At 47.6% G+C, this 22,106-nt stretch carries 18 protein-coding genes and 1 pseudogene; 3 read left to right on the top strand and 16 right to left on the bottom strand.

Annotation, left to right across the window (positions count from 1 at the left end; genetic code table 11):
* Positions 1 to 10: 10 nt before the first annotated feature.
* From BVJ53_RS00370 to BVJ53_RS00315, 12 genes are all read right to left on the bottom strand, one after another.
* Positions 11 to 790: a DUF4311 domain-containing protein gene (locus BVJ53_RS00370; protein WP_129300645.1), complete on the bottom strand. Its 780-nt coding sequence runs from the start codon at positions 788 to 790 to the stop codon at positions 11 to 13.
* 1 nt (position 791) lies between these two features.
* Positions 792 to 1,160 carry a DUF4312 family protein gene (locus tag BVJ53_RS00365; protein ID WP_129300644.1) on the bottom strand — a complete coding sequence of 123 codons (369 nt, stop codon included), beginning with the start codon at positions 1,158 to 1,160 and terminating at the stop codon, positions 792 to 794.
* A gap of 12 nt (positions 1,161 to 1,172) precedes the next feature.
* The gene (locus BVJ53_RS00360) at positions 1,173 to 1,532 is read right to left on the bottom strand and encodes an SFCGS family glycine-rich protein (protein ID WP_129300643.1); all 360 of its coding nucleotides are present in this window, start codon (positions 1,530 to 1,532) and stop codon (positions 1,173 to 1,175) included.
* A 136-nt stretch (positions 1,533 to 1,668) separates the two neighbouring features.
* On the bottom strand, positions 1,669 to 2,025 hold the full coding sequence (locus BVJ53_RS00355) for a transcriptional regulator (RefSeq protein ID WP_129300642.1): 357 nt from the start codon (positions 2,023 to 2,025) through the stop codon (positions 1,669 to 1,671).
* A 7-nt stretch (positions 2,026 to 2,032) separates the two neighbouring features.
* A complete protein-coding gene (locus BVJ53_RS00350) occupies positions 2,033 to 3,871 on the bottom strand; it encodes a BglG family transcription antiterminator (protein WP_129300641.1) in 1,839 nt (612 codons plus the stop codon).
* A 530-nt stretch (positions 3,872 to 4,401) separates the two neighbouring features.
* Positions 4,402 to 5,073, bottom strand: coding sequence for a transaldolase family protein (locus tag BVJ53_RS00345; RefSeq protein WP_129300640.1), 672 nt, complete (start codon positions 5,071 to 5,073; stop codon positions 4,402 to 4,404).
* Positions 5,074 to 5,076: 3 nt separating this feature from the next.
* Positions 5,077 to 5,460 (bottom strand): PTS glucitol/sorbitol transporter subunit IIA, encoded by a 384-nt coding sequence (locus BVJ53_RS00340; protein ID WP_129300639.1) that lies wholly within the window; start codon positions 5,458 to 5,460, stop codon positions 5,077 to 5,079.
* A 25-nt stretch (positions 5,461 to 5,485) separates the two neighbouring features.
* Entirely contained in the window at positions 5,486 to 6,601 is a 1,116-nt protein-coding gene (gene srlE, locus BVJ53_RS00335; protein ID WP_129300638.1) for a PTS glucitol/sorbitol transporter subunit IIB, read from the bottom strand.
* A 48-nt stretch (positions 6,602 to 6,649) separates the two neighbouring features.
* Positions 6,650 to 7,207, bottom strand: coding sequence for a PTS glucitol/sorbitol transporter subunit IIC (gene srlA, locus BVJ53_RS00330; RefSeq protein ID WP_047106950.1), 558 nt, complete (start codon positions 7,205 to 7,207; stop codon positions 6,650 to 6,652).
* A gap of 12 nt (positions 7,208 to 7,219) precedes the next feature.
* Positions 7,220 to 7,729, bottom strand: coding sequence for a transcriptional regulator GutM (locus tag BVJ53_RS00325; protein WP_129300637.1), 510 nt, complete (start codon positions 7,727 to 7,729; stop codon positions 7,220 to 7,222).
* Between the two features lies 1 nt (position 7,730).
* Positions 7,731 to 9,599, bottom strand: coding sequence for an HTH domain-containing protein (locus tag BVJ53_RS00320; protein ID WP_129300636.1), 1,869 nt, complete (start codon positions 9,597 to 9,599; stop codon positions 7,731 to 7,733).
* Positions 9,600 to 9,626: 27 nt separating this feature from the next.
* Positions 9,627 to 10,427, bottom strand: coding sequence for an SDR family oxidoreductase (locus BVJ53_RS00315; protein WP_129300635.1), 801 nt, complete (start codon positions 10,425 to 10,427; stop codon positions 9,627 to 9,629).
* A 330-nt stretch (positions 10,428 to 10,757) separates the two neighbouring features.
* Here BVJ53_RS00315 and BVJ53_RS00310 point away from each other — a divergent pair, with 330 nt between their 5' ends.
* From BVJ53_RS00310 to BVJ53_RS00300, 3 genes are all read left to right on the top strand, one after another.
* On the top strand, positions 10,758 to 11,579 hold the full coding sequence (locus tag BVJ53_RS00310) for a Cof-type HAD-IIB family hydrolase (RefSeq protein WP_129300634.1): 822 nt from the start codon (positions 10,758 to 10,760) through the stop codon (positions 11,577 to 11,579).
* A 409-nt stretch (positions 11,580 to 11,988) separates the two neighbouring features.
* Positions 11,989 to 16,578 (top strand): S8 family serine peptidase, encoded by a 4,590-nt coding sequence (locus BVJ53_RS00305; RefSeq protein ID WP_129300633.1) that lies wholly within the window; start codon positions 11,989 to 11,991, stop codon positions 16,576 to 16,578.
* A gap of 48 nt (positions 16,579 to 16,626) precedes the next feature.
* Positions 16,627 to 16,893 (top strand): hypothetical protein, encoded by a 267-nt coding sequence (locus tag BVJ53_RS00300; protein ID WP_129300749.1) that lies wholly within the window; start codon positions 16,627 to 16,629, stop codon positions 16,891 to 16,893.
* A gap of 465 nt (positions 16,894 to 17,358) precedes the next feature.
* Here the strand turns inward: BVJ53_RS00300 and BVJ53_RS00295 are convergent.
* The 4 genes and pseudogenes from BVJ53_RS00295 to licT all read right to left on the bottom strand — a co-directional run.
* Positions 17,359 to 17,670: pseudogene (locus tag BVJ53_RS00295) on the bottom strand (PLP-dependent transferase); the annotation flags it as partial.
* Positions 17,671 to 17,701: 31 nt separating this feature from the next.
* The gene (locus tag BVJ53_RS00290; protein WP_129300631.1) at positions 17,702 to 19,141 is read right to left on the bottom strand and encodes a glycoside hydrolase family 1 protein; all 1,440 of its coding nucleotides are present in this window, start codon (positions 19,139 to 19,141) and stop codon (positions 17,702 to 17,704) included.
* An 11-nt stretch (positions 19,142 to 19,152) separates the two neighbouring features.
* On the bottom strand, positions 19,153 to 21,117 hold the full coding sequence (locus tag BVJ53_RS00285) for a beta-glucoside-specific PTS transporter subunit IIABC (RefSeq protein ID WP_129300630.1): 1,965 nt from the start codon (positions 21,115 to 21,117) through the stop codon (positions 19,153 to 19,155).
* A 90-nt stretch (positions 21,118 to 21,207) separates the two neighbouring features.
* Positions 21,208 to 22,047 carry a BglG family transcription antiterminator LicT gene (licT, locus tag BVJ53_RS00280; protein WP_129300629.1) on the bottom strand — a complete coding sequence of 280 codons (840 nt, stop codon included), beginning with the start codon at positions 22,045 to 22,047 and terminating at the stop codon, positions 21,208 to 21,210.
* Positions 22,048 to 22,106 lie beyond the last annotated feature (59 nt).

The raw sequence follows: 22,106 nt of genomic DNA, 5'->3' as shown, positions 1-22,106 counted from the left end.
GTCAACACCTCTACTTTCCGCCTATCATTTGATGGACATTCGACAACCAGCCTGGTGCATTCAGGTTAAACGACTTCAGCAAGTTCAAGTCGAAACCACGGAAGAAGCCAGACAGAACGAACAACAGAATCGCGGCGGCCAAAATGGACTTGGTAATCCGCGTCCAGCCGAGTTCGTCGACCCCTTTGCCGATTAAAATGCCCAGCACCACGCCTGGCACCGCATTGCCCATGATCATCGCCGACAGTCCGCCAAAAACGGTTCCGAACAATCCTGAACGGCGGCCAGCATCAATCGCTGCCAGCCAGAACAGAATCGGCATCACCAGATTGATCAATTGATTTGCCGCTGGTACCAGCACCTTCACCGCTGTGACCTGCAGTGACTCCGGAATCGAACTGGAAGTGACGTTCAGGAAAACCACGACCAGTGCGCCAACAATCGCACCGGCAATCCCCATCTTTTTAGGATTGTGCATGGTCTGTTCGACATTGCGATTTTTCATCAATAAACCTGCCGCCGCCCAGTTAGGGATCACACGATGGGTAATATCCTGAGTAAACGCGCCAGCACCAACCGTTGATGCCCACGCATTGAAGAAGAACCCAAGGCCGAAGCTAAAATGCGAAGCCGGATCGCCTTCTGCCGCGTTCATTTCGCCCAAGGTACGGAATGCGCCCAAAGCCTGGGTTTTCGGTGCCGTAAACATCCGCGCTGCCCCAACGCCTGCCGCAAAACCTACCAGTCCGCCAATAATGATTGACTGGAATAAGATTGTTAAGATTGGCAATTCATTTCACACCCTTCAACATATTTTTCAAATTTGGCAAGGAAAGTGCATCCGGTGACGGCGCCGTGACATCTTCAAACGTCAACGCATCAAGATCAATCGCGGTCACCGCAACCGTCACGGCCAGCGTAACCGCATAAGTCGTGCGTGTCCGCTTGAAAAAGAAAAACAGAAATTTTTCGGTATAACTGGACTTAACTAACTTAAGCGGTTCAACTTTCTCCGGAATAATCCGTAAAATGGCCTCGTCTGCCTCACCAACCAGCTGCTTTTGAATGCTGCTAAAAGCGGCGGCAAATGCCTGTTGTTTGGTTTCGCCTTTGCCGGAAACGGTAATCACCTGACGTTTGGTTTCATTCACGACCGTCATCTCGTTCCCTCCTTAAGCTTCTGGATACTTCTTTTCCCACGCCTCAACCAAAGCTTTGCCCAACGCTTCCTGATCCATAAATCCAAAACCGAGCACCTTGTTACCTTCTTCAATCGCGGTCACACCTTCTTGAATCGAGCGCATCCCGTGACGTTCCGGCCAGCCAAATTGCGTATGCGCGGTAATCGCACCGGCACCGCCAGAACCGCAGAAGCTGATGCCCATATCGGCTTTTTCTTTATCCATGACCTGACCCAAACGCATATCAGCGCCCATGCCCGGTACGACAACAGCGGTACCGCCAGCTGCTTCAACCCCTTTGGCAACGTTTTGACCTTTACCCATGCGATCTGCGATAACAACTTTAACCATGATAAAATCCTCCTTGAGCGTGAACCGGCGCGCTTAGGAGCTGGCGTGTAAGCGGCCTTGGGCGTAATGGCCCGATTTTGGCCATTGCGACCAAGGTCCTTACATGCAAGCTCCTGCGCCGATGAACGCGTTATCTTCAAATTTTGTTTTGTGCTGCTTCAAAATGAATCGATAAAATATACTTTTCGGCAACGGCCAAATGTCCGATATGCCGTACAACTTGATCAGCTAAATCCAGCGATTTTTGCGAAACGTCAGCAAACATTTGCGGATCGACCGCTGGGAGTTGCTCACCCGACCGTGAACGGTTCAGCATTTCGATCAGGTGATTCGTGAGCACCTGCAACTGAACATCGGTAAAATGAATCGTCGCAGCAGCGGACAATTTAATCACATAATGAACTAGTGCTTCCGCCGCCTCGGTATCACTGCTTTGCTTGATCATCATTTGGACTTCTTCCGGTAGTTCATCGTTGGCTTCCAGTGGTGTCATCCCCCTTCTATGATGATGCGTGACTCAAACTCAAGTATTCCAGAATTGCATGCACCTCAGCTCGATTAATCGCCAGCCCATGATCGGAAAAGACGTGCTCGACGGTTCCAACCAGTTTCGGATCATCATGATTCGGTTTTCCCTGATACTGCTTGTTAAACATAATGCGTTGAACAGCCAGAAAAACGTGGATCATGAACGCGTCGCCATAGTACGGATCGATTTTGGTCGGTAGTTGCAGCTTAAGTTCGGAATAGATGCTGAACATCGTCAAAATCGTCTGCTGGGTCTGCTGCTCCAGATTAGGTTTGGGCTTGATCGAGACGACAGGGTGTTGCGATTTGATTTGCGTCAGCGGTACCTGCAATTTTTTAGCGACTGCCTGGCGAATGGCGGCAATGTCGGTAGCATTCGGCAGTGGCTGGACTTCGATCACCTGAACGTCGACATTTTTCAGTGGGAAAACGCTGATGACCAATTCCGGTTGCTCGCGGGCGATTAAGGCGCGGGCATCGTCAATGGACGCAAAGCCCACCAGTTCGATGTTCGGAATGGCCGAAGCGATCCGTTGCTGAATCAGGTTGGTAATCCCGATGCCCGTCGCACAAACATAGGCAACCCGCACCGTCCGCATTTGACTGTCACGATTAAGCGACACCATGAAATGCAACGCGATAAAAGAAACAAATGCCTCGCTCAACACCGCTTGATCATCGGCCAGCTCCTTGTTGACGGTTTTTTCGATGGCCGCAAATAAGTCCGGATATTCTTGCTTAATGTCTTGCGTGAACGGGCTATATTCCAAAAGCTGACTCTTCTCGCCCAAAGATTGGCTCAGGTGCAGGTACAGATTTTCCTGCAGTTGACTGTCATGGCTGAAATCGTGATCGACCAGCGCGCCAACCGCCAAAATGATTCGATGCGTCATCGCCACTAAGTTATGATCCTGCGCCACTGGCTGTTCATCATCGCGTTGACCGAGGTAATACGCAACATCATCCGTCAGCGCTGGCAGATTATAAAAATCCAGCGTTCTCATCATCAGCTTGTCGACAAAATGCTGGTTAGCAGCAGGCTGCTCAACGCGATGATAACTATTCACTAACTGGTTGAATCCTTGGCGAATCACGCCAATCGTCAACCGAATAATCATCGCAATCAGCACGCTAGGATCAGGGATGCGCGGTTCTGTTTTGCCTAGGTGAATGGCTTCCTTCAAAATCGTGTTAAAAGCATGGTCAAACGTGGCCTCGCCAGTTAACATCACGGCTCGTTTCGGTTCGATTTTCGTGCTGAGACTGTCCACCAATTCGGCCATCAGCGTCTTGCGATTCAACTGTTGGGTAATCAGCTGTTCCAGCAAGCGGCGAATATCGAGTTCCGCGCCATTGAGCTTGTAACCATAGTAGTTTTTACTGGTCAGCTTCACGTTGAACTGCTGCAGATAAACCGCCAGTTTCTTAAGATCATTGTTCACCGTTGTCTGGCTGACATTGACCCACGCTTGAAACTGTTGCTGGGTCGTATAATCACCGGTTTGCGCAAGAATCAAAATCATGCGGATGATCCGTTCATTCGGCGCTAAATAATGATCGGCAATTTGTTCATCGATTTTCTCACGCAGAACCGCCCTAGCAGCATCATCGGCTTCAATCCAAATTCCTTTGCGTGGGGCACTCTTCAGAGCCGAACCTTTCGCAGCCAACCAATCACGAATATCGGTCAGATCATACTTCACGGTCCGCACACTCACCGCCGCCGACTCAGCCAGCTGTTTCGCCGTCACCGCCCCTTCGGCATTCAACAACTGCAAAACAAGTTGTCGCTGCCGGTTGCTTAATGGCATCTGTTCACCCCCTTTGCTATTCATGTCTATCACTACTGTAAAGCGCTTTCTCAAACGAAACAACAGGAAATGTTTGCACGATTAATCGTGCAATAATATGTGATCGGGTCAACAAAAAATTGATTGGTCTGTTCCATTTATGTAAATTGCGGTCTGATGATGGTTCGTTAGTTTATTATTAAGATGCTTATAAATTAGCATTTATCCGGTGTATAACAGGTTGGCGGAACTGTCTTTGTTTTGGAACATTAAAAATTGGCAGCTTTGTTGGTTTCACAATGCGACCGTTCAATTCGTGCAAAATTCCTGCTTTAATTTTATAAAATAACAAGGAAAATCAATCGAGTAGTTGTCAATATTTGGTTTATCAAAGGTGGTAACGCCATTCGCTTCCCATATGATCCGACCATTTAAACTTGATGCTGGCACGCAAAAAGCGCCATGCAGTCCCAACTACTCGGAACTTCACGGCGCTTTCTTATGCTTGGCATGTGCTTAATCCTTCTTCTTTTAGCGCATCTGTCTATGCTTTAGACACCTGCTTTTTGATCCAGCTGCCGGCCTTCTGCATTGAAGACCCTGATGGCATCATCTGCTGCAGCATTGGTCATCAACTGTTGGAAAATATCATAGCTGATCGTAACGTTCTCTGCACCAACTTTGATTGCCGCCATCACCTGTGACGCATTTTTGAAACTTGCACCCATAATCTTAATGTGCGTGTCGGTTTTCTGATAAAAAGCGTGAGTCTCGGCAATCATGCGATATGGATCGATGTCCAACTGCTCCATGCGGTTCACGTACGGGGCAATATAATCGCAGTCAACAACGCATGCCATGAAACCTTGGCGAACGGAATAAACAGCCGTGCCTAATAGACACTCATCCGGTTTTTCAGAGCGGATTGTCGAAATTGCTCTGTATCCCGGTTCAAATAATGGCACCTTAAACGCCATTCGCGTGTCGTCAGTGTCTGGAAAACGTTTACGTAATTCGTGATAATCTGCCAATAATTCTGCTTCAGTATCTCCTACCAACTGGACAAAAAGAACACCCGGTTTTAACGCCCGAATCTGAGTCAATTGTTCAAATCGTGGATTGCCTTCTTTTAGAAGAAGCTTGGGATTTGTGGTAACGCCCTCAAATTGGTTAAATCCCAACATTTCCTTGATTTGTGCGAGATTGGCTGTATCAATGAACATGACCTAGACCTCCTTAATAATTTTGATGACAGTGCCCACGTCTAGTTGTGGATATGGTTTTTGTTCTAAATAAAGCGATCCGGCAAGTTCAGGTGTGGTCGAACCATCAAACACCACTGCTGTGTGACCGAGGTTGCCTAGATTTGTATTCACCTCATCACCAACTGCCGTAATGGTATAAGCCTGATCACCAAATACCATCACGTCTCCCGCCTGGATCGGTTCTAGAATTTTGGTGACTTGAATGATGAAGCAAGACGAGCGCAAAGCATCCGGCGCCTCATCACCGAAAAGAATAGCCATGTTAATATCTTTGAAACCCCGCGCGTCTGAACCAACCTCTAGAATCCTTGTTTCATATTTTGTTTTTTCTGCTACTGACGACACTATCCTCACCTCTCAAAAATACTGCTTACTTTGCATACAGCCCGAAACTTGCTAGCCACGCAACAACAACACGTGGCACGCCGTTTAGGAAGCGTGAATACAAAACGGAAACAACGCCAACTTCAACCGTTTTTGAATCTGCTTCTTCAAGTCCCAGTCCAACGGGAATAAAGTCCGCCGCGTTCTGCGTATTAATCGCAAACAAAGCTGGCAGCGCATATTGCGGTTGGATGTTACCGCGGCCAATTTCGACCCCGATAAGCGTTCCGATAACTTGGGCAATAACTGCGCCCGGACCGAGAATCGGTGATAAGAATGGCAATGAGCAGATAAAGCCAATCGCAATCAATCCAAAAATATTGCCAGCTAGCGGTGTCATCAGCTTAGCAAACCAGTTACCTAAGCCTGATCCTTGAATAATCCCAATAAGCAAGGCAACAAAGGCCATGAATGGAATAACCGTGTTCAACATCGTCTGAACTGAATCTTTAGCGGCTTGGTTAAAAGTTGCGATTACTTTCCCAGCGCCAATGCCGATTCGCGCAATGAAATTAGGCTTTTTCATTTGCGCCGTAATCGTCTTGTCCGTGTCAAACTTAGCTTCCCGAGCTTCAGCGGCCGCTTCATCTGCCTTTGCTTCTGAGGTTTCCCCCGTCGAAGAAAGTGCGGCGGTTGATTCAGCAGTGGCTTCCTGTTGCTTACCCGCTTCGCCGCGTTGATCAAGCGGCACGCCGTTCAGGGACTGATCAGGAACAGCATCATCAGGCAATGCCGTAATCTGATCGACATCAACGTTTGAAACATACAATTTCGGCACAATATACTTTGCCAACGGGCCGGATTTCCCAGTCGGTAAAACATTAATCGTTAAAATATTTTTCTTTGGATAAATACCGCAACGTAATGTACCGCCGCAGTCAATGATTGCTAATGCTGTTTCGTCTTCAGGGATGGACGTTTTGAATCCGTCTACGGCCTCCATCCCGGTTAATTCCGCAATCTTATCGACGATGGCGGGGCGGTTGCCACCGGTTACATAGATAAATTTATGCTTCTGTTCAGTCGGTGTGATCGTCAATGGACCGCCATAACCACCTGATCCTTTGACTACTTGAATGCTATGCCATTTTTGTTCGGCCATAATTCATAAAGCCTCCTTGATTTGAAAGTGCTATTGTAATTGCCGCCTTTATGCTCTCGTTGACAAGTCAACCGTCTTGCTGAGCGTAATTCCAGTTTGCTTGGATACATAGGCTGTTGTGAAATCAGTGACCCAACCGCCGATGAAGTTCATGACAATGCCGACCAACATGTAGCGAATGGCAAGATCCATTTGATTCAGACCAAGCTTCTGCACGCCTTGCGCAATCCCCAACCAGACAAACAATTCACCTGGATTAATGTGGGGAAATACACCATTACTGGTATGGCAAAACTGTGCTTGGGCTGCGTAATAACTTGGCTTGTAATATTCCGGCAAGAAACGGGCCAGTGTAAAGCACATTGGATTACCCAACATAAATGCCGCCAGAAACGGTAAAACCAGATAGCGCATCAACACATTACGGCTGGCTTTTTGCGCAAACCGTTCGATACGCGCTTCCCCAATGAACGCAATAATCGTATTCATCAGAACCAACAGCAGCAAAACCACTGGCACAATGCTGGTCATCCAGCTAATAAACGTTTTTCCGCCAGTTTGAAACAGCTTCATGAATCCAGCGGCAAAATCAGAAATATATTGCATGATGTCATCCCCCTAAATTATCTTTTTCTTGAATATATGTGTCAGCATCTGCGGAATCGCTTTCAGTTTCATGCTGATTTCGCTAAAAATCGGCAACGAAAACATGCTGACGCGACTCGTATCAAAGTCTTCAAAACTGAGATTATTCGTTTTATAGTTCACATAATTGCGATACGCGTTTAGAAAGCATTCTCGTTCGGTGCGGCTCAGCTTATGCAACGTCGCGTAATCAGCACCGACTTCAGCAACCGATTCGCCATCGAACCGATCGACCTCGCGAAATCGACTGAAAACCGTGAGCCCCTTCATAATCCGAATTTCCTGAATCCGATCATCAGGATCCAGTCCGATTAACATCAAGCTGCCTTGCCGAAACCGTCGCGGATTTTTGCCGATCAACACGCGACCGCCTTGGCGCACCTCATGATAGTTGTGGGCAAAGTTGCGGATCTGAAAATAAACCATCAAAGCCTGCAACAAGAATGCTGCGGCAACGAAAATACCAAGTATCAAAACATTCATTTTATAAGCCCTCCGTCACAACGGTCAAAGGATCATGGTTATCGGAAATCTTGCGTAAATTTGCCATTGCAGTTTCATTGACTGCCAGCAAAAAGAGTAAGTCATAAAGCATCGATAAATCTTCCAAAGCCTTCTTACCTAACACGCGGGGAATACCGATCACAAAAATGTAACTCACAGACTTTCCGCCAATCGTCATCGCATGCGTCAACACACTCAGATGCAAAAACAGGCGATTTTGATCAATGTCAGCGATGGCATGTGGGATAGCCGCACCATTATCCAACACAAATTTCGTTGTGGATTCATGTTGAATCAAGCGATCAATAAACCCGGCGTCGACCAAACCAGCTTCACTGTCAGCCTTCAACGTCGCACGTAAGACCGCTTCATAGGATTGATTCGGTCGGTTCGCATACGTCTGCGCCCGCCAGATAATCCGCCCGGCATCAATTTCATGTTGCACCGCCGAAGCCCGCACCTTCGTTTCCAACACTCGATCGCGGAAAATATCGCCCATCATCACCACCGGAATCTTCAGCCGGAATGCCAGCGGTCGATCGGTAAAAACCATGATCAGTTGATCCTGATGCGTCAAAATATCGGTTTCATCCTGAAATGTGCGAATGCGCACCTTGGATTCAAACATCGTATCCAGTTGATTTTGTAAATAGCGCAAAACACTTTGCCCCATACTGGAAAAGAATCCGACCTGTGGCTGATCCGGCGACACATTATCCGCATGCTGCAACGCCATTTCAAAGTAAACCGTCAGATAATTAATCTCGACATCGGCAATATGAATCCCTAGAATTTCTTCCAGCTTATCAATCATCACCATCGCCATATCCGCCGCTAGCTGAAACCGCTGCAACATTTTATTGGTTAAATAGTCAGACGGAGAAATATGGAAAATGCCGCGATTAATCAAAAAGATTAGATGATACTTGGTTGCTTGATAAAACTGCTCATAATCGATCTTGGCATCGACCAAACTGCGGATCTCGTCAGCAACCTGATCGAAAATCACTTTGTTAGCCTCGACTTTTTGCTTTAACTTTTCCGCTGACAGCAATTTGTTGGCATAAAGGTTAAATGGGAAAGCCAGAAAATTGTATTCTTCTTGGGTAAACGTCACGTGACAACGATCTTCGATATCTTCAAGGATATTAATGAACAACGGCGATGCTTCCATTAAGTTCGTATAGTATGGACTGATACCGCTGAGTTTATAATGATGTTGTTTAAGAAACACAACAATTTGCATCACCTTTTCAAAGATCTGGGTGGTACTTGTTTTGATTTTAGCTGCGTTCAAACGATCAATGACGACTGCCACCAGCGTTTGATCACTGAACAGCCGCGCCTGCACATAGTCAAACAACCGATTATAAATCAGCATCGTTAAATCAACGGTCGAACCAACCCGAAGCTTAATTCCACGACTGGTGGCGCTTTCGATGCTGAGATCATAAGGCTTCAACCACATACGACATGCCGTTAAATCCTTCAGCAGAGTCCCGCGGCTTACCGTTAGTTGATCGGCAATGTCGTCCATTGGTACAAACTCGCGCTCTTGAATCAGCCGAAACAAGATTTCTGCCTGCCGCTTTTGCTTGTCGTTATTGTCAATATTTTGTTTGAAGACGCCTGATTGAATGAGCGAAAATTTGCGATAATTCAGGATATGCAGAAAATAGCCGCTTTTGTTGATGCGGATTTCCGCTGCGTCTCCTAGTGACTCGCCGAGTTCATGAATATATTTTTGCATCGTTCGGGTCGAAACATTTTCGCTTTCAGCCAATTCATCCAAACTGGAGGTGCCATTTGCCAGAAGATAGCGCAAAAGTCGATAATCCAAACTATTCAATCAGGTTGACCTCCTCCTACCAAATGCTTACCCTCTGGATTTGCCTCCTGCAACATTGGTCGTTACGCCGGTGATGTAGCTGGCGCGATTCGACAAGAAGTAATTAACCAAATCAGCTACTTCACTCAATTTGCCACTGCGCCCAAGTGGGGTGGTTGAAGTAGAACTATAACCTGCCCGAATCGCTTCAACTGTCGTGTCTCGGGTATAGGCCAGGGCTTCCTCATAACTAGGGGTTCGCAAGCCGGTTGCTTCCATAATGCCAGGTGCAACACCAACCACGCGGATATGATATTTGCCCAGCTCTTTGGCCCAAGAACGGGTAAACCCGTTAATCGCACCCTTGCTGGCAGCATATACACTTTGACCAACAGAACCTTCCAAGCCTGCTTCAGATGACATGTTGACCACCACACCATGACCTTGTTTGATCATCCGCCGCACAACTGCCTGCGATACCAGAAACACACTTTTGACATTGACACTGAAAATTTGTTCAAATGTCGGCACATCCAACTCATATTTACCGTGCGGCGCTTTAGGATCAACCAATACCCGTGGTTTGTTAATGCCGGCATTATTGACAACGCCCCAAATCTCACCGTTAATCTCTTCGGCAGTAGCAGCCAGCTTCTCAACTGCATCCGTATCCGTCACATCGGTCGCAACATAAATCAGCTTTGGATCTTTGAAGTCGCCTTCCTTAAGGTCGCCATTGACAACGTTAGCCCCGTTGTGAATCAACTCTTCGACAATAGCAGCGCCAATCCCTGATGAACCGCCTGTCACAATAACCGTCTTACCTTCCAAGCCTAACCAATCAGTCATAAATATCGCTCCTTTTCATCTTTCGACACTCATGGTAGCGGTTACTTGAACGCAACTTAATCCAGTCATTTTCCTTCGTGGATGAAAAATCGTGCACCATGGCAGGTGTCAACATGTTTTAGGTTAAGCGAGAACACTAGTATACGGGCTTTTCAACTTGTCAAACATTCTCAACACATCCTCTAAAATCTATTACCATACCATTTTTACGTAAATCAATAAGAGTCGGCCAGAGTCAATTTTGGTTTAGCCAGTTCTGAAAACGTTTTTAGAACTAGAAACTCTGATATAATAAGCGTGAACTGCGTAAAGTTAGAAAGGGAGTTAATTATGCTTAAAGCCATCGCACTTGATATGGATAACACGTTACTTAACAGCAAGAAGGAGCTCAGCGTCACGAATCGCGACGTGCTTCGTTACCTGAATCGCAAAGGTATCCGCATTATTCTTTGTTCAGGCCGACCGTTTGCCACATTGAAACCATTCTTGGAGGAACTGCATGTCACCAAAAATGACGACGTTTGCGTTTGCTTCAATGGCGGCTTGGTTCGGCTGGTTCGTGAGCATACCGTGATTAAGGTAACGGCTTTGACCAAGGAGCAAGTCGAACCGGTTTATGAGCTGGTCAAAGAAAATGGTTTTAAGCTGGACATTGTCGGCGAAGATAAAGTTTATTCATTGACCGAGTTTGGTAAATCAAGTTACCAAACGCTAATTCCTAAGCTGATGCCTTTTACAGACACGACCTTCGATAAGGTCCCGGCTAAGTTGCCGATTTTCAAGGTTGTGATCGCCGGTGAACCTGACATGGTCGATGCCGCCGCGACTGCTGCAAAATCACTGAAGAATCTCAACGTGGCTCGTTCACGCCGGACATTGTTGGAAATCATGCCTGAAAATGTCAACAAGATGAATGGGTTAAAAGCAGCGCTCAACTTTTACCGCATTCCGCGTGAGCAACTTGCCGCTTTTGGTGATGAGGAAAACGATAAGGATATGATCGAGTACGCCGGCATCGGTGTCGCCATGGGCAATGCCATTCCAGCCATTAAGAAAATTGCTGACATTACCGTGCCGTCCAACGACGATGATGGGGTCGCAAGTTACTTAGTCGATTACTTCCAGATCAGTCCAACCGCGATTCGGTTATAAGAATAGATTGAGTTCGCAGCTGCTTCATGAGTCTTGTTTCTTATTCATGATTTAGGCTAACTTAAAAACAGATTTTTTAATACTCCAGCTTCAAAAAGTCCGGTGTTTGCGTTCAAGCTATGCAGATATCGGGCTTTTAAGCGTTCACCAAAACTTCGACTGTTTTCCTTTCGATTACAGTCAACATAAGAAATATAATTTTTCAAAAAACAAAATGACAAGCAAATTCGCAGCATCACTGCTAAAAATCCCGTCCATGTCTTGACAGAAGCCACCTCGGGTTATAAGCTTTTTGCTATTAAGAACAAATGAGAAGAAACTGTTTTTAAAATGTGAAAATTTTGGGTATTTTGGGCATTTCTTTCAAGTCTCATTTTTTTAATACAAAATCTAAGGGGGCCGGGCGTACATGAATAAAAATTCGACGACCGAAATGAAGCGACACTATAAGATGTATAAGGCGGGCACCAAATGGATGACTGCCGGGATCATTACTTTTGGTACGAGTTTGATTGTCTTGGGCGGCACCGCCACCCAGTCCGTTGCCGCCGATACAACGACAACACTGACAGAAAAGGCGAGTCAGACGGCTCAATCAACCAATGCGCAGGCGCAACCAGCTGCTCAAACAACTGCCAACCAGGCGACAGCAAGCGATGCCACTAGCAACGCAGCGCAAACTGCAGCGACCAAAAGTAGCGCAACTCAGAGACAAGCAGCACCTGCCCAAAATACGCAGAGTAGTGCTAGTCAGCCGCAAACTGCGACCCAGCAAGCCACATCTGCGACAGCGAAAACTACCGCAGCGGCGTCTAGCGTAACCACGCAACCAAACACCAGTAGCGGTGCCAGCCAAACGGCAACAACGGCCACTAGCCAAGCAAGCGCCACGGCAACCGCAACCAACACGGCCACAACGGACAGTAAGAGCCAAGCCAGTTCTGTTGCCACCGCTGATCCCGGGCCAGCTAATCAAGACACCCTGACCAAAGGCAACGTCAAAGGGCTATGGGATGAAGGCTATCAAGGCCAGGGCATGGTCGTCGCCGTCATCGACTCCGGCGTTCAGCCGCATGCCGACCTCCGTCTCAGTGACGACAGCACCGCCTCCATCACCAAAGAAAAAGCCGAAGCCGCGATTGCCAAGCTGGGCTATGGCACCTACGTCAACAGCAAGATCCCTTTTGCCTACGATTATGTGAATAACGATAGCGTCAACACCGGCATCACCGAGTCAGGCTCCACCCACGGCGAGCACGTTGCCGGGATCATTGCCGCGAATGGCACCATCGTAGACGGCGCCACCGGCAAAGAAGATGCTTCTACTTATGTCAAAGGCGTGGCTCCAGAAGCTCAGATCCTCGCCATGCAAGTCATCGACGAATTCCCGGATGAAAATGCCAACGATATTTCCCGGGCGATTCGCGATGCTGTCACACTCGGCGCCAACGCCATTCAGATGTCCCTCGGCATCGGGGTCACCGAGCAGGACTTAACCGATGAAGAACAGGCTGCGGTTCAATATGCTACCGAGCACGGCGTTTTCGTCTCGATTTCCGCTGGTAACAACGCCATCGCCGGCAGCATCATCGGCGCCAAAACGCCTAACGATATTTCCACGGCTTACGCGCCGAAAAACGACTCCACCATCGGCGATCCCGGTGCTGCCGCTTCAGCGATGACCGTGGCAGCCGAAACCAGTGCCACTGGCGATAAGTCCGAAATGGATGGCTTTTCATCTTGGGGACCCATGGCCGACTACACGTTGAAACCAGACATTGCCGCACCTGGCGACAACGTCACGTCAACTGCCATTGATCCAGCCACCAACACGCAAACCTATGCCGTCGAATCCGGCACGTCCATGGCCGGCCCATTCAACGCCGGTGCAGCTTTGCTCGTGATGCAAAAAATCAAGGCCACTCAGCCTGACTTAAAAGGCGCTGACCTTGTCAAAGCCGTTAAGTTAGCGCTCATGAACGCGGCTGAACCGATGAAAGACATCAATTATCCGGACACCTACATCTCGCCACGGCGGCAAGGTGCTGGCCAAATTGATGTTGCCAAAGCCGGCGATTTGACCGTCAGTGCTGAAGGCAACAAAGACGCCGGTTCCGTTTCCTTAGGTAAAATCGGGAAAACCACAACCTTCACCGTCACCCTGACGAACCATGGCAAAATCGCCCAAAATTATGTGGTGGATACCAACGGCGGCCCGCTCACCCAAGTCCGGGATGCCAGCAACGGCAACACCGTTCACGATCAAACGCTGGTCGGCGCAACCGTCAACACCGACACGGCCAACTTCACCTTGGCAGCCGGCGAAACCAAACAAGTCACTTTCACGTTATCGCTTGACGATACCGTGTCCCCTGATCAGCTGGTCGAAGGTTACCTCACATTTAAAGCCACCGATGCCGCGCAAACGATCAGCGTCCCGTATCTCGGCTACTATGGTGATCTCACCAATGAACAAGTCATCGATGCTCCGGCCAACAGTGGTGAATCCATTTTCAACGGCGGCTACTTAGTCGATAACAACAACAATCCGCTGGGCGTCACGGATGCCGCCTCACTCAGCAACCTCGTCAACACCGATACCACCGGCAAGTACACCTGGACGCTGATTCCAACTTATGTTGACAACAAGAAAGTATCGTTCTCCCCCAACGGCGATGGCGCCAGTGATACTATTTTCCCGTACGTCTTCTCCAAGCAGAACCTAAAGTCCGTAACCATTCAGATTTTAGATGCCCAAGGACATGTGGTGCGCGTGCTGGATAAGGAAAACAACACGTCGAAGTCCTACTTGCAAAACGGCAACGACTTCAATTCCGATCTCGGCCTCAGCACCGACATGCGGCTTGATCCCAATGCCTTCACCTGGGATGGCAAAGTCTACGATCAGGCCACTGGCAAATACGTCACTGCTCCGGACGGCAAGTACACATACCGGCTGGTGACCGAGCAATACAACACCGGATCCCAGCAAAATCAGGACTATGACTTGCCAGTCGCCGTCGACACGGTTGCCCCGACGCTCTCCGGCTTAAGCTATCAAGACGGTCGCGTCTCCTTCCATTACGACGACCAAGGCACCGGGTTCACCAAGTTTAGCGATGTAGCTCTGAAAATCGGCAACAAAGCATACGGCGTGAACTTAAACAACAACGGCCAAAATAATGACGGCACACTAAGCTTTGAATTAAGCGCTGCCCAAAAAGCCGCGCTTGAAAACAGCAACGGCAGCCTGACGCTGACATTAACCGACGTCGCTGGTAACAAAACCAGCGTCTCCTTACAAGCAACCACCGGGACACATCAAACCGATACAACCATGCCAACATCCGATATCGCCCCGCAATTCACCTGGAAAGTCGGCGACGGTCCTCACAATATTTGGCGTGGTAGTGACGGATTCATCCAGGCAGTTTCTGACCAAACCAGCTTTACGGCCTATGCTCAAGTACCCGCTGGTGTCGACTGGATCGTCTATGCCACTGATGCACAAACCGGCAAAGTCTTCCCTGGCACGGTCGATCCAAAGACCGGGACAGTCACCTTCAATTTGACTGAATCTGCACCATATGGAGACTTTATCGGCACCGTCCTTTCGCCGACTGCAGACTTCGGAACTTATGAAGAAGCTGGCCGCGCAGACGGTGATGAAATGATTGTCTTTTTGGATGCTAATGGCACTGCCGGCTACGGCCATTTCAGCCAGAAGAACGTTCATGTTCTCATCCCGTTGCAAGACAACGCTACGGCTGCGGCCAACGCTAGGATGACAAGCGGAGCGCCAGTGCTAGGAGGCCGCGCCTTTTCCCAAATCACGACCCACGCCCAGCCAACTGCCGGTTTGAAATTTGATAAATTCAACGACAATTCCTTCACGCTGGTTGGTGCCGATCAAGTCGCCGACATCTACAACGCCCAAACCGGTCAACTCACCATCACCGGCCACGTCGATAACCCGGCTGGTAAAATCCTGACCGTCACCAGCGCCACCGAAGCGGCCAAAACCGTGACGATCGGTGCAGACGGCAAGTTCAGCTTCACCGTGCCTTTCAAAGCCGCCGAACAGCAATCGATTGGCTATCGGCTAACCGAACCGGCTACCGATGGTTCAAAGTCAACCAAGACCGCATACGGCGAACTGCAAATCTACCTCGACACCATTTTCCCAACCCTCGACATGCCGCAAGCCGACACGCTGAAGGTTGATGACAAAGGCAACTATGACATCACCACCACCAGCGACACCTTCACCGTTTCCGGCACCGTCAACGACAACATCAACGGCTACCGGCTTTACACCAACGGCGATAACGTGGTTCACCAAAGGAATCTGGCCGGCTTCAATAACCATCTCGATCCGTTATCAACGACTTCCAACCCATATGGTGCGGCCGACTTCAGCCAAACCTACACACTAAGAGACGGCGACAACTACTTCACTGTCACCGCCGTCGATATGGTCGGCAATAAAGTCACCAAAGTCTTCCATGTCGTCAAGGTTAAAACACCGACGCCAACACCTGGCGATAACGGCAACAACGGTCAGCCAGGCGGTAACAGTAACGGCGGTACAACCGGCAATGGTGGCAATCAAGGCAACAACGGTGGTACTGGCGGCGGCCAAAATCCGGCCACTGGCACGGGCGCAACCACACCAACCACTGGTACTGGCACCAACAGCGGTAATGGTAGCAACGATGGCGGCCAAAATCCGTCAACCGGCAATGGCACGCCAATAACTGATAACGGCAACAATGGTCAGCAAGGTCCGAAACTGGTTGTTCTCGACAACCAGCATCGCGGCCAAAACAACACGCCTGCTGCCAAAAACGGCACCGCAGCCAACGAAACCAAACAAGCTGCAGCCGGTAAAACCATGCCGCAAGCTGGTGAAACACAAAGCCCGCTAGCTACCATCGGTCTCGCCATCGTCAGCATTTTCAGCTTCATGGGCTTTGCATCCCGAAAAAAGCGCGTCTAAACTAAAGCGAAACAGACAAAGCTGTTAATCACCGAGGAGATGAGCATGATGCAGCCAGTGACCATTACGAATCTCGATCGCCTCTTAACCGCCCTAATCCAAGCGCGTCAACGCGGCGACCTACATCAAGTTGTCATTGATCACTTACCCAGCGGTCCAGGCGATGATCACACTTTTGGTACACGAACCGATAAAGGCACATTCAAGCCGCTCATCCGCTTCCGGTTTGATCAGCAATTACCTGATAACTATGCGGATGTCCTTGAGCAGCATGGGTATCATGTTGAGGTTGTGCATGGCGATCATATGGCATGAGCTTGGATGATAGCAGAGCATTATATTTCTATTTCCGTGTCTAACGCTTATGAATATGAAGAAACAGGTATTGTACGGGCAATTTGCTTGCTGGTACGATACCTGTTTTTTGATGCTTTAGTTCAGCATTCACGTTTTTACCCGCTGACCTTTATCACAATACGAGCGATCCGAACCAGTACAAAAAAATAGTCGTCTCTCAGAAAGCGAGTTGACGACTATTTTCCAATAACAAACAAGGCTGCTCGTAAATGGCAACCGCCTCGCAAGGAGGTGTTGTCATGCGTGACTTTTTGGCTCGATCATCGCCCCACTCACCGCAGGATTATCCGCTTGTTGCCTCTATATCAACTGAATGATGAGCAATAATCTTGTAGTTTCCATCAACCCACAAACCTTGTCAATTAGGTCTCGGTGAGTGAATCGTATCATATCTAATCCTTTTTTGCGAATGTTTTAGCATGCTTCTAGATGTTGCGCAATTGCCAACGCATTTTCCTGTTCCCGATCCATTCGCAAGCTAAGGGTTTCATTGCCACGCCGAGCGAGATTGGCTGCTTCCGGCGCTAATATTGGGCTCAGTGCATTCTGCAAATAACCGATTTGTTTGCTCAACGCCGGCGCCTTGGTCACAACCAGCCCCGCCAAAACATCGCTATGTCCGCCTAAATATTTGGTGGCACTGTGAATCACAATGTCAGCACCCAGATTAAGCGGTTGCTGGAGATAAGGCGTCAGAAAAGTATTATCCACAATCGTTAAAAGGCCGTGCTCCTTTAATGTGTTTCTAGCATGCCTATTACGACCCCTACAACTTTTCGCCATTAGTCGCAATAACTCGCCGATACCAGTCAAAGGATGCCTTTTTGTACCGCTTCAAGCTTCCTTGACCATCATCATCAAGATCAACATAAATGAATCCATACCGCTTAGACATCTGCCCAGTCGTTGCACTGACCAGATCAATGCATCCCCACGGTGTGTAGCCCATTAAATCAACACCATCATCAATCGCACCCGCCATGGCTTGGATGTGTTGACGCAAATAATCGATCCGATAATCATCCTGAACAAAGTGATGCTGGTCTGGCTTATCAACTGCTCCTAAGCCATTTTCAACCACAAAGACAGGCTTTTGATAGCGGTAGTAGAGCTCGTTTAACGCAATCCGTAGACCTGTGGGATCAATTTGCCATCCCCAGTCACTGGACTTTAAAAACGGATTAGCAACGCCACCAATAAGATTGCCATTGGCTTGAGGCTTGTTTTTGTCGACGACATCGACAACCGTTGACATATAGTAGCTGAAGCCGATGTAATCAACTGGATTAGCCTTAAGTAAAGCTAAATCTGCGTCTGTGATGTCTAAATCAGATATCCTGAATCCAAATGACGCCATTAATTGATCTGAATAACCGGGATACTCACCGCGTACCTGTACATCCCCACAAAATTGATTGAAGGCTTGATTATGTTTCAGTGTCGCCAGTTGATTCTTTGGATTACTGTCAAATGCGTAACTGGTGGCATACAGCAACATACAACCAATCTTATTTTCCGAGTTCAATTCATGAGCTTTAGAAACCGCATAGGCGCCAGCGACAAACTGATTATGCCAAGCTTGAAAAATATTTTGTTTGCTTTCACTGCCATTACTTGGTGCCAATCCCTGACCCATAATTGGCATGGTCATTGCACTATTGATTTCATTGAACGTCATCCAGTAATGAACCTGATCACGATAACGGGTTAGGACAACATCTGCGTAATGCTTGAAAAAATCGATCAGTTTACGATTCTTCCAACCACCGTAGCTAGTAATCAGATGGAGTGGCATTTCATAATGAGATAGGGTAATGACCGGTTGAATGCCGTAGTTAAGGCAAGTCGCGATAACATCATCATAAAATGCTAACCCTTTTTCATTCGGCGTCGTCTCATCGCCATTCGGGAAAATGCGGCTCCATGCGATTGAAAAACGGTAACACTTAAAACCCATCTCGGCAAACAACGCAATGTCTTCCTTGTAGTGATGGTAATAATCGATCCCCTCATGGTTAGGATAATGGTACTTGTCAGCATGAATACGCCAATCGAAATGTGGATCATTCACAATGGCGAAACGCTCCTTGCCTCCAGGTAAAACATCGGCAACAGACAGCCCTTTACCGTCAACGTTGTACGCACCTTCAAGTTGATTGGCGGCAGTAGCACCGCCCCATAAAAAGCCTTTTGGAAATTGAGTCATTCTTATTCCTCCTAGATGATGTAGAGAACTGGATCTTGAGTTGAAACTTGGGTCTTATCACTCGTCGTCACTTCAACAAAGTCTTTGGAATTTGTTACAACCAGTGGTGTGGTGATATCATACCCTGCTGCTTTAATGGCTTTCAGATCAGCATCCATTAATAATTGACCTTGCTTGACATGGTCACCCTGACTGACATGCGCCGTAAATGGTTTTCCTTTCAGATCAACCGTATCCAATCCAATGTGAATTAATAGTTCGATGCCAGTCTTGCTCTTTAAACCAATGGCATGTTTAGTTGGGAATACCGTTTCAACCGTACCATCAAAGGGTGCATAGAAGTGATTATCTTCAGGAATGATGCCGCAACCTTTCCCTAACATTCCTTTGGCAAAAGTATCATCAGGAATGCTTGCCATTGTGATCAATTCACCTTGAACCGGACTGTAAATCCGTTTCGTTGTCCGGACACCAGAACTGACTGTATCAGAATCCGTCTCACTCTCTGTGACAGTGCCATTACTGCCAGTATCATCAGCGAGTGCCAAAGCCGGTTCGTTAGTTGCTAGATTCGATTTTTGTTTTGGTACTGATGTTGTTTCAGGCCCATCATCCCAGCCAAGGACCAACGTTAAAACAAATGACATAACAAATGACATAACTAAAGCAATTAAGGCAAACATAAAGTTCTGAGTTTGACCGTTACTCATGAATTGCGGCAAGGCAACAAAAGATGGCACAGCAAAGGCAAATGCCTTCAGATGGACAATGCCCATGAAGAGTCCGGTGATGCCACCCGCAATCATTGAAGCATAAAGGGGACGACGATACTTTAAGGTGACACCATACAATGAAGGCTCGGTCACGCCTGCCAGTAATGCTGAGATACTGGCTGCACCCGCAACTTGACGTGTCTTTTCATTCTTGGTTCGAATGGCAACGGCTAGACTCGCTGCACCTTGAGCCACATTAGCAGCCAACATCGCAGGTAAAATCAAAGAATCCGGAGTGGCTACTGAGGCGGCTAAGAAAATTGGCGCGAAAGCCCAGTGCATCCCAGTCATGACAATCAAAGGCATGAAAGCCGCCATCAATGACATCGCCAACCAACCGACTTTTGATTGAATAAAAAGAATGGCGGCAGACAATCCTTTACCAGCAAATGATCCAATTGGGCCAATGACGATCAACGCCAAAAAACCCATGATGAAAATTTCAAGTAGCGGCAATGCGATACTCTTGATCGAATTTGGAATGACTCGTTTAAGACCCTTTTCGATATATTTCATCGCCCACACAACCATTAGGATCGGGATCACTGAAGATGAATAATTAAATAAGGTCACAGGGATACCGATGAAATGTACCGGTTTGGCCGCATTGACCATTGCTAAGAAATCCGGATGAATCATGATGCCTGCAATCACCACTGCCAGGATCTGGGACACTTTGAAGTAATTCGCAGCTGTAAAGGCAAGCATGACGGGTAGGAAATAAAACGGCGCATCGCCGAAAATAGCAAGAATCTTATAGGTTTGACTATTGGTACTTAACACGTGGATCAGTGGCAATAGAATGACAATGACCTTCATCATGCCACCGCCAATTAACGCAGGAATCAAGGGTGACATACACGAGGAGATAAAGTTGGCAAACGTGTCAAATAAATTCGTGTGGCCTTTAGTTTCATCTTCAGCCGCATCACTCGTGGTATCAGCATTGGCAGCTTGAATACCACCCAAAGCCATAATATTGTCATAATAAGTGCCGACGCCATTACCAATAATGATTTGATATTGACCTGACTGATGATTGACACCCAAAACTCCATCAATATCTTTAACGGCTGTATCAGAAGCCTTTTGTTCGTCTTTTAAGTAGAACCGTAGTCGGGTGACACAATGCGTCAACGACCTGATGTTTTGTTTGCCGCCGACTGCTTTGACAATCGAACGCGCTACTTCAGAATAATCCATATTTATTCTTCCTTTCCAAATAAAAAGACCCAAACAAGCGATAAGAATCCTATCACTCATTTAGGTCATGCTCTTCACTAAGATAACACCCTAAAGATTTTTAACTAGACGACTGATGTGAACTGTCATATACATCATTTCAGTATCAGTCACATTAAAATGATACTTCTTCTGAATATAGGCTTGAATCTGCTTGCAACAGGCATAAGGACGAGGATAACGACGCTTGATCGTCTCGAGTAGATCCAAATCATCGTCTTCATAATGCTGTCCTTCTAGCAGACGTTGTGCAAAAAACTTCAAATGGGTAATAAAACGGTAGTAAGCGAGCGAATTCTCATCAAACTCGGTGTTAAAGAAGTCCTTAACAATGCCCTCGACTTCCTTCATAATCTTGGTCACGTCATAAGCACGATTTTGTTCGGTCCCATTTGAAGTGTCCGCATTCACAAAATGCAAGGCAATAAACGCCGCTTCATCGTCTTTCAAGGCCACACCTATCTCATCATTGACGATTTGAATAGCTTTTTGACCAACAGCGTATTCATCCGGATAGAACCGAGCAATATCCCACTTTAGCGGATTGCTTAACTGGATTCCCTCTTTAGCCTGTTTAATCGTGTTATGCAAATGGTCCGTCAAATTAACGTAAATCGATTCGCTATACTTTTTCCCGGTGCGAATCTTCGCATAATTGATGACCTTCTCTGCAATCATGATCTCATTCATCGGCACATCAATCGCCAGATCAGTGAACTGGTTCATGGTGTCATGGTCTTTAAGAATGAAAGTCTTATCCACCAAGTCCATGTCAACCGGTGAGCCCTTTCGCTTCCCAAAACACAGTCCCTTACCCATTAACAAAACCGGGAGCCCATCGTGATTCTCAGATAGGCATGCGTTGTTATTCAAAACACGTTCGATGACCACAGGCAGACTCCCTCCTTGCTGATGCTGAAGAAAAAAGACTTACCCTAATGAAGGCCAAA

It is taken from the genome of Lacticaseibacillus chiayiensis (assembly GCF_004123795.1).
Taxonomy (GTDB): Bacteria; Bacillota; Bacilli; order Lactobacillales; family Lactobacillaceae; genus Lacticaseibacillus; species Lacticaseibacillus chiayiensis.
This window is presented reverse-complemented; position numbering and strand designations above follow the sequence as displayed.

Bases quoted from the DNA above. Each gene is read 5' to 3' on its own strand.
- BVJ53_RS00365 (WP_129300644.1), bottom strand. From the start codon at position 1,160: ATGACGGTCGTGAATGAAACCAAACGTCAGGTGATTACCGTTTCCGGC.
- BVJ53_RS00360 (WP_129300643.1), bottom strand. From the start codon at position 1,532: ATGGTTAAAGTTGTTATCGCAGATCGCATGGGTAAAGGTCAAAACGTT.
- BVJ53_RS00355 (WP_129300642.1), bottom strand. From the start codon at position 2,025: ATGACACCACTGGAAGCCAACGATGAACTACCGGAAGAAGTCCAAATG.
- BVJ53_RS00350 (WP_129300641.1), bottom strand. From the start codon at position 3,871: ATGCCATTAAGCAACCGGCAGCGACAACTTGTTTTGCAGTTGTTGAAT.
- BVJ53_RS00345 (WP_129300640.1), bottom strand. From the start codon at position 5,073: ATGTTCATTGATACAGCCAATCTCGCACAAATCAAGGAAATGTTGGGA.
- srlE (WP_129300638.1), bottom strand. From the start codon at position 6,601: ATGGCCGAACAAAAATGGCATAGCATTCAAGTAGTCAAAGGATCAGGT.
- srlA (WP_047106950.1), bottom strand. From the start codon at position 7,207: ATGCAATATATTTCTGATTTTGCCGCTGGATTCATGAAGCTGTTTCAA.
- BVJ53_RS00325 (WP_129300637.1), bottom strand. From the start codon at position 7,729: ATGAATGTTTTGATACTTGGTATTTTCGTTGCCGCAGCATTCTTGTTG.
- BVJ53_RS00315 (WP_129300635.1), bottom strand. From the start codon at position 10,427: ATGACTGATTGGTTAGGCTTGGAAGGTAAGACGGTTATTGTGACAGGC.
- BVJ53_RS00310 (WP_129300634.1), top strand. From the start codon at position 10,758: ATGCTTAAAGCCATCGCACTTGATATGGATAACACGTTACTTAACAGC.
- BVJ53_RS00305 (WP_129300633.1), top strand. From the start codon at position 11,989: ATGAATAAAAATTCGACGACCGAAATGAAGCGACACTATAAGATGTAT.
- BVJ53_RS00300 (WP_129300749.1), top strand. From the start codon at position 16,627: ATGCAGCCAGTGACCATTACGAATCTCGATCGCCTCTTAACCGCCCTA.
- BVJ53_RS00290 (WP_129300631.1), bottom strand. From the start codon at position 19,141: ATGACTCAATTTCCAAAAGGCTTTTTATGGGGCGGTGCTACTGCCGCC.
- BVJ53_RS00285 (WP_129300630.1), bottom strand. From the start codon at position 21,117: ATGGATTATTCTGAAGTAGCGCGTTCGATTGTCAAAGCAGTCGGCGGC.